The organism is Fodinibius salipaludis (genome assembly GCF_002287075.1).
GTDB lineage: Bacteria > Bacteroidota > Rhodothermia > Balneolales > Balneolaceae > Fodinibius > Fodinibius salipaludis.
The window spans coordinates 582,211-592,794 of the sequence record NZ_NSKE01000001.1 but is presented as its reverse complement, the minus strand read 5'-3'; the positions used below and the strand labels follow the sequence as shown (position 1 = coordinate 592,794).

The 10,584-nt window shown below is 41.2% G+C and carries 8 protein-coding genes and 1 rRNA gene; 7 read left to right on the top strand and 2 right to left on the bottom strand.

Annotated features, from left to right (window positions below; genetic code table 11):
* The first annotated feature begins 69 nt into the window (after positions 1-69).
* The 4 genes from rrf (at position 70) to CK503_RS02355 (ending at position 3,593) form a co-directional block, all read left to right on the top strand.
* Positions 70-182: ribosomal RNA gene (gene rrf / locus CK503_RS02370) — 5S ribosomal RNA — on the top strand.
* A gap of 202 nt (positions 183-384) precedes the next feature.
* Positions 385-1,899: an acyl-CoA dehydrogenase family protein gene (locus tag CK503_RS02365; protein WP_095605162.1), complete on the top strand. Its 1,515-nt coding sequence runs from the start codon at positions 385-387 to the stop codon at positions 1,897-1,899.
* Between the two features lie 27 nt (positions 1,900-1,926).
* On the top strand, positions 1,927-2,613 hold the full coding sequence (locus CK503_RS02360) for an SIR2 family NAD-dependent protein deacylase (protein WP_095605161.1): 687 nt from the start codon (positions 1,927-1,929) through the stop codon (positions 2,611-2,613).
* A 29-nt stretch (positions 2,614-2,642) separates the two neighbouring features.
* The gene (locus CK503_RS02355) at positions 2,643-3,593 is read left to right on the top strand and encodes an SGNH/GDSL hydrolase family protein (RefSeq protein ID WP_095605160.1); all 951 of its coding nucleotides are present in this window, start codon (positions 2,643-2,645) and stop codon (positions 3,591-3,593) included.
* On the opposite strand, the gene CK503_RS02350 is transcribed toward CK503_RS02355, so the two are convergent.
* Together CK503_RS02350 and CK503_RS02345 are read right to left on the bottom strand one after the other, a co-directional pair.
* Positions 3,594-4,235, bottom strand: a complete 642-nt coding sequence (locus tag CK503_RS02350; protein ID WP_095605159.1) for a hypothetical protein — start codon at positions 4,233-4,235, stop codon at positions 3,594-3,596.
* A gap of 108 nt (positions 4,236-4,343) precedes the next feature.
* Positions 4,344-5,036, bottom strand: a complete 693-nt coding sequence (locus CK503_RS02345) for an SDR family NAD(P)-dependent oxidoreductase (RefSeq protein ID WP_095605158.1) — start codon at positions 5,034-5,036, stop codon at positions 4,344-4,346.
* A 185-nt stretch (positions 5,037-5,221) separates the two neighbouring features.
* On the opposite strand from CK503_RS02345, the gene hisC reads away from it, so the two are divergent.
* The 3 genes from hisC (at position 5,222) to CK503_RS02330 (ending at position 10,504) form a co-directional block, all read left to right on the top strand.
* Complete coding sequence (hisC, locus tag CK503_RS02340; RefSeq protein ID WP_095605157.1) at positions 5,222-6,334, top strand: histidinol-phosphate transaminase; 1,113 nt, start codon at positions 5,222-5,224, stop codon at positions 6,332-6,334.
* A 37-nt stretch (positions 6,335-6,371) separates the two neighbouring features.
* A complete protein-coding gene (locus CK503_RS02335; RefSeq protein WP_176466185.1) occupies positions 6,372-8,474 on the top strand; it encodes an alpha-ketoacid dehydrogenase subunit alpha/beta in 2,103 nt (700 codons plus the stop codon).
* Positions 8,475-8,677: 203 nt separating this feature from the next.
* The gene (locus CK503_RS02330) at positions 8,678-10,504 is read left to right on the top strand and encodes a sensor histidine kinase (RefSeq protein ID WP_095605156.1); all 1,827 of its coding nucleotides are present in this window, start codon (positions 8,678-8,680) and stop codon (positions 10,502-10,504) included.
* Positions 10,505-10,584 lie beyond the last annotated feature (80 nt).

Sequence of the window (10,584 nt, the reverse complement as noted above, 5' to 3'; positions counted from 1 at the left end):
ACACCCCGATCTTCCCTTACTCTCAGCTATCACTACGTCGAAGACTTTGATATATTGACCGAATTTTGAGCAGGCGGGCCAAGCGCCGGGGCTCCACCCGTTCCCATCCCGAACACGGCCGTGACACCCGGCAGCGCCGATGGTACTTCCCACAAGGGAGGAAGCGTAGGTCCCCGCCCGCTCTTTTTTTTATTTTTGTATTGTTATTATAAAGGTGATCCACAGATGGGTCACCTTTTTTATTTTAAAGTGTAAAATCAATGAAAAAGCCCTCCAATAAGTTTTAACCAAGGAATATTATTCGGTATATTATAAACTTGAAAGGATATTTGTTATTTAAATGATATAGGTGTTTTAAACTCTCTTAAAAATTGTTATCGGGTTATGGATTTTTCTGATTTTATCAATCAATATAAAAATAAGTTACACAGCCTCTTCAATGTTAAAAGCGATATCGATGAGCTGAGCTTAAACCGTGGTCTGCCTGATGAGATATTTGATGAAGTTATGGATTGCAAGCCACTGAGTGTATTTATTCCTGAAGAGTATGGAGGACGTGGTGCTGAAACCCATGAAGCGTTATCAATGCTGGAAGCCAGTTCGTATGAGTCGTTGCCGCTTTCATTAATGATGGGAATTAATGGTGCACTTTTCTTACAACCGGTGGCCAATTACGGGCAAGAAGAAATTAAGCAACCTATATTTGATCGATTCTTGCATGAGAATAATATGGGCGGCCTAATGATTACAGAACCTGATTTTGGTTCTGATGCTCTACATATGGAGACTTCATACCAAAGGGTTGAATCTGGTGATGGAGATGCGTTTCAAGTTAGTGGAACCAAGCACTGGGCCGGATTGACCGGTGCAGCGGACTTCTGGTTGATTACAGCTCGTAAAGAAAGTAGTAGCGGTGGCTTAGGTCGTGATATTGGTTTCTTTATCCATGATAGCAAACGTGGTGGGATTGAAGTAGAAGAATATTACAAAAATTTAGGGCTGTACATGCTGCCTTATGGTAGAAATAAGATTGATATTACGGTACCAGAGGAGTATAAATTACAGCCGAAGTCTATTGGCATTAAGATGATGCTGGATGTACTGCACCGAAGTCGCTTGCAATTCCCCGGAATGGGCATTGGCTTTTTGAAGCGATTGATGGATGAAGCCATTACGCACTGTAAGGAGCGCTATGTTGGAGGACAAAGTCTGTTTAATTATGGCCAGGTGAAGAAAAGATTAAATAGGTTGCAATCTTCATTTACGGTGTGTTCTGCAATGTGTGCATTTACCAGTGAAAATGTGCCACTTACTAAAGATGTATCCAACATGGATCTTACGGCAAATGCCATTAAGACCTATACTACCGATCTGATGCAGCAGGCTTCACAGTCATTGTTACAGTTGACCGGAGCCAAGGGATATCGATTGGATCATATTGCAGGACGAGCACTTATTGACAGCCGTCCTTTCCAGATTTTTGAAGGTTCAAATGATATCCTCTACCAACAAATTTCAGAATCCGTATTGAAAAGTATGCGCAAACTGAAGCTCAAAAATCTTTATGAATTTTTGAGTGAATATAAACTTACAGAACGTGCGTCTGATTATTTCACTGACTTGTTGGATTTTAAAATTGATCACACATTAGCCCAAGATCGCTTAGTTGAACTGGGGAAAATATTAAGCCGTGTAATTTCTCTTGAACTTACATTACGTCTCGGTGATAAAGGTTTTAACAAAGATCTGATTAATAACGCTGTAACTGTCCTTAAAACAGATGTAGAGAGAATGGTAGCGTCTTTTGCCAATGAAAAAGCTCCCAGTGTTGTTGAGGATTATGAAGAGTCAAGCTCTTGGTTAGAATCCATTTTACCCCAACACGCTCATAGTCAATAAGCGTTCTGCCAATCTAAGATAAACGCTATGGAGAAGGTGGTAGTTTTAACCGGCGCCGGCATGAGCGCCGATAGTGGATTAAAGACTTTTCGTGATTCTGATGGTTTGTGGGAAGGTCATGATATCCAAGAAGTGGCTACACCTCAGGCGTGGGAACGAGACAAAGAACTTGTTTTAGAGTTTTATAATCAACGGAGAAAGCAACTGCATGCCGTAGATCCCAATGAGGGGCATCGGGCTCTGGCTGAGTTAGAAGATCAGTACGATGTAACGATTATCACCCAAAATGTTGATAATTTGCATGAACGTGCTGGTTCTTCGGATGTAGTACATTTACACGGTGAGCTTTCGAAGGTTCGCAGCGAAGAAAATTCATCACTGATATATGATATTGGCGGTGATATTATTGAGGTAGGAGATACGGCTGAAGATGGAGCACAATTAAGACCTCATGTCGTTTGGTTTGGCGAACCGGTGCCAAATATGCGAAAAGCTGCTGATATTGTTCCTAACGCAGATATTTTAATTGTGATTGGCACTTCACTTGTCGTATATCCTGCAGCGGGGTTAGTTGATTTGACAGATCAAAATATTCCCAAATATATTATTGATCCTGCTACCCCCGAACTTCGAACGTTTAAAGGGTGGGAGCATGTTCAAGAGCGTGCGGCAGAAGGAACACCAAAGTTAGTTCAGGATTTATTGAAAAATTAGAAAAGTAATTTTTGAGATAACGTATTTTTATGAGTGAACACAAAGCAAGTAAAGAAGAGAAAGAGGTTTTAGAGAACTATTTATTACAATTTCTGAACTTGGAAAAACGGTATCCCTTGCTTCCCGGCATTGAAAATGAAGAAGCCATGGCTGGGTTGATGGGATTAGAGGTAGAAGAGCTAAAAAAGCTTCGAGACCGTTTTTCTTCTAATACTAAAGAAGCGGCAATTGAGCTGTTGGAAGATGGTGAAGTTGCTGAATGGATTGAAGATCTTCCCTTTGAACCGGGGGATACTATTGTTGCTATTGGAGATTCGCTGACTGATGACCTTCAAAGCTGGTTTAATATATTTCAACATGTTTTGGAAATTGGTCTCGAGGATGCAGATTTGACTTTTGTTAACAGTGGAGTATCCTATAACACCTCAACAGATGCCCTGAAACGATTAAATCGTGATGTATTAGATCATGACCCGGACTGGGTAATTGTGGCTTTAGGCACCTTTGATGCACAGCGTTTGCACGTGTCACCGGATCGTACATTGGTACCGCTGGCTGATTTCTGGGAAAATCTGAATACGATCGAAACAGTTGTCAATGAGGTAACAGACAATCCGCTTATCTGGCTTACTCCTCCTCCGGTTATTACAGAAATGCAGCAGCAGATGCGACTCTTCCATTTTGATCTGTTTGAGGAAGACTTAAGTCAATATCGTGAAATATTAACCGGTAAGAAGGGATATATCATTGATCCCCTTGGAGAGCGGATGAAGGATAAGGATGACAGCGTAGAAGATCAGGAGGAGGAAGAGCCCGGACCCGCAGCGTGGAATTATTTGAGTGATGGATTACATCCGTCACTTTCGGGACATTCCAATACCGTTAAAGAGCTTATCCGTTATTTGGCGCTGGCCAAAGAACCTGAAGAAGGAGCCCAATTTGATACTCCTGATGATTACGAAGGAGAAGTCGAAGATTAATTAAAGATTGATCTTCAGTTCAACAACATTTAAAGATGGTTTGTAACTGGTGCTGTAACGCTTGTTGGAGAGGTGTTTTTGTTCAATAAATTCAGGATTGACCATTCCTACTTGTATTGACTGATTAGCATTGCTGTAGGTTAAAAGCCCGTTAATATTTTGATGCGGATTAGCAATATTAGAAGCTTGTAGATTGGCAGGCCTTTCCGCAAGCATAAAAGCATCGATCAATCCGAATCCCACTCCGAGCCAAGCGCCGGCCCCTGCTCCATATTGTAATCCTTTTTCAACTCTTTCTTTCATAATCAGGGTGATAGAAGTTCCAACAATCATTCCTCCGGCAGCTCCATAAATGGTATCGAGTAACACGAGTATTGATCGGTTTGTACCATCATTGAATGTGCCAGAAATATAAAACTGTTCGCCCCGGTCGGTTTGGGATATATCATAAGCACCGACCCCAATACCGTAAAGGGTTCCTGCGCCGAGTCCAACTTCAACAGGTCGGTAATCATTTGAGTTTTGAAGTGCCATTGTAGCTCCGCCGAGCAGTACACCGTTCATAGCTCCGTTCAGGGTGCTGCTGCCCAATAGTTTTATGGATTGTGCTTCTGCTTTCTTTTGGGAAAGTGTGATCCCCAAAATTATTAGGAGTAATAATGGTAAATATTTTTTCACGACTCTTGATTGCTAAGTAATTAAAATTACAGCGTTAATGTAGAAAATATAGGTCAAGAATCCCATTCGTAGTTAGTCGGGATCTTCAAGTGATACAGGTAGAATTTTTCCGTTATAAAATGCAGATCCTTTTATAGCAAAGTCGGTAATATAGTTCCCCATTCCTTTTGCTGAAACTGGTGCTTCCATACCGGGGAAAGCATTCTCAAGCATTTCAGTTTGTACCGCTCCAAGACATAGCGCATTAGCTTTTATATTTTTGTCTGATAACTCAACAGAAAGACATTCTGTTAAAATGCTTAGGGCTCCTTTCGAAACACTATAAGCGGCAAGTCCCGGAAATTTAGCACTGCCTTGAAATCCGCCCATACTGCTTATATTTACAATATGAGCGTCGTTACTAAATAAGGAAAGCATCTTATTTGTAATATGGATAGCACTGATCAAATTGCTTTCTAGCTGCGATCGCCAATCATCCAGAGTGAGCTCCTCAAACGTTTTATTGATGAGAGTTCCCGCATTATTAATGAGAATATCAACAGTGTCGTAATCTCTTTCAAGTTGAGTTACAAGTTTGTCAACATCTTTTTGATTAGTAAGATCGGTAGGAATAGCAGAAATATTAGGATAAGAATTAGCCAGCTTATTTAATGGTTGTTCCGATCGGGCAACGGCTACAGCATGATGCCCCTTATCAGCAAGCTCTTTACAAATTTCGCGACCTATTCCACGACTCGCACCAGTAACAACAGCAACTTTTGACATAACAACAGTTTGATTTTTTAATGAATGTACAAATCCCAATTAGACCTTACAACGAAGATCTACTTTAAAAAGTTTTGACCTCATTGCGTTGTTAAAGTGGCCTAATTTATTCATATTTATAGCCGAAAATAATGTGTATTTAGCCCAAAATTGAAGTTTAAATTTTAGTTGCAAATTTGGTAGTTATGGCTGATTCAGGTGAACGTCCCTTAGTGCCAGTTAACATTCGTGATTTATCTCCCTACGTGGCAGGTAAAACCATCGCAGAAGTTGAGGAAGAATATCAGCCACCGCAAATATCCAAGCTGGCATCTAACGAAAACAGGCTGGGATGCAGCCCGAATGTAAAGCATGAAGTTGTGAAGGCCATGCAGGAAATTCAGGATTATCCGGATCCTATTTCCGGTCAGCTTCGTGAGGTTCTGGCCGAGCAGAATAATGTACAGCCGGAAAATATCATGATTGCTGCGGGATCAGAAAGCGTTATTGCAAATCTCTGTCGTACCTTTTTCTTGAATCATGAAGAAGCTATTACTGCCGACGCTACGTTCGTCGGTTTTTTTGTTCAGGCAAATATTCGAGGAGTTTCTATCAATAAAGTACCGGTGACCGACGACTATCGCTTTGATCTTGAAGCTATAGCAGATGGTATTTCTGACCGTACAAAAATGATATATATCGCCAACCCCAACAATCCCACTGGGACGTATATTACCGATTCAGAATTTGAGCGTTTTATGCGTAAGGTTCCGAGCGATGTGTTAGTGGTTATGGACGAGGCCTATTACGAATATGCAAAGGAGGTGGCAGATTATCCCCATTCGCTTGATTATGAATATGATAATGTGATTACTCTGCGCACCTTTTCAAAAGCCTATGGGTTGGCGGGATTTCGAATTGGTTATGCTATTGCATCTGAGAAAATTGTTAGTGAGATGATGAAAACAAAGCTGACCTTTGAACCGACAACTCCGGCTCAGGCGGCAGCACTGGCGGCACTTGGAGATCAGCAGTTTCTAAAGAAAACGAAAGATGTAGTTGAAGAAGGAAAAAATAGACTTTACCAGTTTTTTGAAAAACACCATGTTAATTATGTGCCGTCTATTTCTAATTCTGTGATGATGATTTTGCCCGATGAACAACAGGCTATCGACTTTACTCAGGCTATGCTGGAAGAGGGGGTTATTTTGCGGCGAATTAATGCTTTTGGATTGCCGAACTGTGTCCGAATTACAATCGGGCGTAAAAAGGAGATGAGCCATTTTGAGCACAGTTTTGAAAAAGTGATGAACGTATAGAAATTATTAAAAATAAGCTGATAACAAATTAACAGTTATGCCCACTAAAGAAGAGCAACAGAAAGAAATGCCCGAAGTAATATCATCGATCGATTGGAGTTGGCTGGCAAAGCTGATGTTGACCTCTCGAGCCATGGATGATAAAGAGGAAAATGAGCTTGTCCCTAATAAAGATGTCTTATATCAGTTTTCGGCCCGCGGACATGAACTCGGGCAGATTTTATTGGGATCCCAACTCACACATAAGCATGACGCGGCCAGCGCTTACTACCGCTCTCGTCCGTTAATGCTCTCACTGGGTTTGGACTTGGAGGATGCTATGGCAGCACCCATGGCCAAGTCGGGTGGATACAGTGACGGTCGTGATATTGGGGTAGTTTGTAATAAACCCGGTATCGACGGACCTACGGTACTGCCTATGGCCGGTGATGTAGGATCGCAATACACCCCGGCCGTTGGCTGGGCTCAAGGCATCCAGTATCACCAAAATGAGCTGGATGAGGAAGAATATGAACGCGCTATTTCTGTTGTGTTGGGCGGTGAGGGTTCAGTTGCTACGAACGGTTTTTGGTCGGCTTTGACCATTGCTACAACCCAGGATTTACCTGTGCTGTTTTATATCGAGGATAATGGCTATGGAATATCAGTGCCTGGCGAATTTCAAACGCCGGGCGGTAATATTGCAAAGAACCTGTATTCCTTTAAAAACATCAGAATTTTTGACGGTGACGGAACCGATCCTGTAGAAGCTGCTGATCTTATCAGTCAATCAGTAAATTATGTACGGGACAGAAAGGGTCCGGCCTTAGTTCACCTTACCATGCCGCGTTTGAATGGTCATTCTTATCAGGATAATCAAGCCTATAAACCGGAAGACTTGATTGAAGAAGAACAGCAGAACGATCCTCTGGACCATGTAAAAACATTTTTAGTCCCCGATCAACTTTCTGATGATGACTGGGAGGAGCTGGAAAAACAGGCTGATGAGGATATTGAAGAAGCTGCTAAAGCGGCCTTGTCCCGTCCCGAACCTGACCCCCGAAAAACAGAGCGTTATGCTTTTTCTGAAACGGATTCCGACGGAAAGTTGGATATTCAACTGGTTGGCGGTCTGGCGTCCTCAGATCATACTTTTCCCGAAAGTTCCGAAACGCCAAGCCCCGGTAAACAGCGAATTAATATTGTAGAGGCTATTCGCAAAACGCTGGATTATGAGCTCGAAATGAATCCCAAGCTGATGGTTTTTGGTGAAGATGTAGCGGCGAAGGGAGGAGTCCATGCCGTCACGATGGGGCTTCAGACCAAGCATGGTGAATCCCGTGTTTTTGATACCAGCCTTTCGGAAGAGGGGATTATCGGGCGTTCAGTAGGTCTGGCATACTCCGGGTTGATGCCTGTGGCCGAAATTCAGTTTCGAAAATACGCTGATCCGGCTACCGAGCAGCTTAATAATTGCGGAACGATCCGTTGGCGAACGGCCAATCAGTTTGCTGCGCCTATCGTGGTGCGTATGCCTGGTGGTTTTGCAAAATGTGGCGATCCCTGGCACAGCCTCAGCAACGAAGTGTTTTTCGCTCATGCTGTGGGATGGCAAATCGTGATGCCCAGCAACGCACAGGATGCTGCAGGATTACTCCGTTCTGCAATGCGCAGTAATAATCCTACCATCTTTTTTGAGCATCGTAATTTGCTGGATGCCAAGTATGCGCGTAAGCCCTATCCGGGTGATGATTTTGTAGTGCCAATTGGCAAAGCGAATAAGTTACAGGAAGGAGAGGATCTTACTATTGTAACGTGGGGGGCCATGTGTGAACAGGTAGAATCAGCGGTAGATGAACTGGATGTTTCTGCTGATATCTTGGATCTTCGTTCCATCATGCCGTGGGATAAAGAAGCGGTGTTGCAATCTGTCCAAAAGACCAATCGCTGTTTGATTGTTCATGAAGATACCCAAACAGCCGGTTTTGGAGCTGAAATAAGCGCTGTACTATCACAAGAAGCATTTAAATACTTGGATGCTCCTATTGAACGGCTCACTATGCCCGACATCCCTGTTCCATATAATGTTGAATTGATGGATTCGGTGTTACCAACATCCGAAAAAATTATGGACAAAATTGAAGCGTTGGTGGCTTTTTAGGATAATATACTATCCAAAATAGGTTAGATTAACTTTCCTTAAAATCTATTACTGGTCGATATTATGTGTTTGTTTAATGCATGAGACATTATTAAAGAATCAATTTATTGGATTGGGAATGTAGTATGTTTACTAATGTTGGCTTATCTGCCTTTGATGGGTAATTATATAAAACAGTGAAACAGTTAGCCTTGTAACTTTTTATGAAGCTTAGTACTAAACTAATAGGCAGTTTTTCAATAGTGGTCCTTATTGTGGGTGGTATTGGATTGACTGCATCTTATTTCAATGATGCGGTTAAAGATCAGGTAACATTCGAAAGTGATAAGGCTATTCAGGAGGTTACCTTAGCCGGTGAACTGGGATTGCAGCTTTTTAAAAGCTTGACAAGAACGCAATATTTATTGGAAGATAGCTATCGCGAAAGTCTATCGATGAATTATAGTCGGAGTAATAGAACCAAAGAGGTTCAAATTACAAAGATTGAAAAATCGCTTGGGGAGTTTGAGAAGAGTTTGGAAGAGTTGAAAACGCTGGTGAAGTCAAATCAGAAAAATATTTTTGAACCTCCCACAGATTCATCAAAAGTGCTTAGCCTGTTAGAAAACCTGGAAAAGAAGTATAAAAATTATTCATCCCTTCTTATCCAATTCCAAAACATTAGTACTGAAAACTACCAAGATCGTAAAGAGTTTTTTACAGTAACAATTGAGCCTTACTTTCGATCGAATTTATTGCCTGAAATTGATCGACTGCGAAATCATATTCAACAAACCCACCAACAACAAATTGCCGGATTGAATAGCCAGCTCGACAGGGTAGGTTATATTTTAGTAATCGCCACCGGCATAGCTTTAGTTGTTGCCATTGTGCTCGCCTTGTTTATTTATCGATCGATAGCAAACCCTATTGCAAAGATTGCTAATGCAGCCCAGAGTGTGGGGCAGGGAAATTTGCAAAATCGGATTGGTTATGATTCTAACGACGAGTTGGGGCAATTGAGTTCTACTTTTGACCAGATGGCAGAAAATCTTAGCAAAACGACGGTTTCGCGTGATTATGTAGATAGTATCATAGAAGCCATGGCCGATCTACTAATTGTGACCGATGAGGATTTTAATATTATCCGTATTAATTCTGCGGTGTCCGAGATCCTTGGATTTACGGAGGATGAACTGTTAGGAAAATCAATTGACATATTGTTTAATGAGATGCCTAAAAATATTTTCACAAAACAAAATACAGATAGCAATAGAACGTATACTGGTGAACTAATAGGGGAAAATAAGAATACGATTCCGGTTAGCATATCTCGGGGTAAAATTAATGGCAAAGAGAAAGCAACAGAGGGATATGTTTTTGTGGCCAGTGATATAAGTGCTGAAAAGGAAGCTCAGAAAAAGATTAAGCAGTCGCTAAAAGACAAGGAAGTGCTATTGGCAGAGGTACATGATCGTGTAAAAAATAATTTAGCAGTAATTACGGGCATGTTACAAATGCAGATTTGGGAGGCTGAAAATGACCATGTTGTTTCTGCACTTCAACAAAGTCATCTCCGTATCCGGAGTATAGCTCTGGTACATGAAAAACTATACCAGTCTGAGAATCTTTCATTTATCGAATTGGATAAATATGTGAACGAACTGATAGAGAACATACATAGTACCTATTCCAGTAAAAAATCGGAGATAGAAATAACTACGGAGCTTCAGAGAATAGTATTGAATATTAATCAGGCTATTCCATGTTCGTTGTTAATTAATGAACTGGTAATAAATTCACTAAAACATGCATTTGATGATGGACAAGAGGGGCAAATTAAAGTTTTCTTAAAAGAAGTCGATAACAATGTAACTTTAACTGTACAGGATAATGGAAAAGGGTTCTCTGAGGGCGAGGATTCGGAATCTTTAGGAATTACGTTGATCAAAACATTGGCTAAACAGTTGGATGGAACTGTTCGTTTTAGGAATAAAAATGGGGCAAATATTTCTGTATTATTTAAAACAGAAAAAGTTCTGAATACGTAGTTCTTGGATACTTTTGGGATGGTTAGCGAGAGTTAGTAAATAACCTTACATTTCTATGGCAAAAAAATAGTTAGTTTGCT

Excerpts from the sequence above, each read along its gene's own strand:
- hisC (WP_095605157.1), top strand. The coding sequence starts at position 5,222 with ATGGCTGATTCAGGTGAACGTCCCTTAGTGCCAGTTAACATTCGTGAT.
- CK503_RS02355 (WP_095605160.1), top strand. The coding sequence starts at position 2,643 with ATGAGTGAACACAAAGCAAGTAAAGAAGAGAAAGAGGTTTTAGAGAAC.
- CK503_RS02330 (WP_095605156.1), top strand. The coding sequence starts at position 8,678 with ATGAAGCTTAGTACTAAACTAATAGGCAGTTTTTCAATAGTGGTCCTT.
- CK503_RS02335 (WP_176466185.1), top strand. The coding sequence starts at position 6,372 with ATGCCCACTAAAGAAGAGCAACAGAAAGAAATGCCCGAAGTAATATCA.
- CK503_RS02360 (WP_095605161.1), top strand. The coding sequence starts at position 1,927 with ATGGAGAAGGTGGTAGTTTTAACCGGCGCCGGCATGAGCGCCGATAGT.
- CK503_RS02345 (WP_095605158.1), bottom strand. The coding sequence starts at position 5,036 with ATGTCAAAAGTTGCTGTTGTTACTGGTGCGAGTCGTGGAATAGGTCGC.
- CK503_RS02365 (WP_095605162.1), top strand. The coding sequence starts at position 385 with ATGGATTTTTCTGATTTTATCAATCAATATAAAAATAAGTTACACAGC.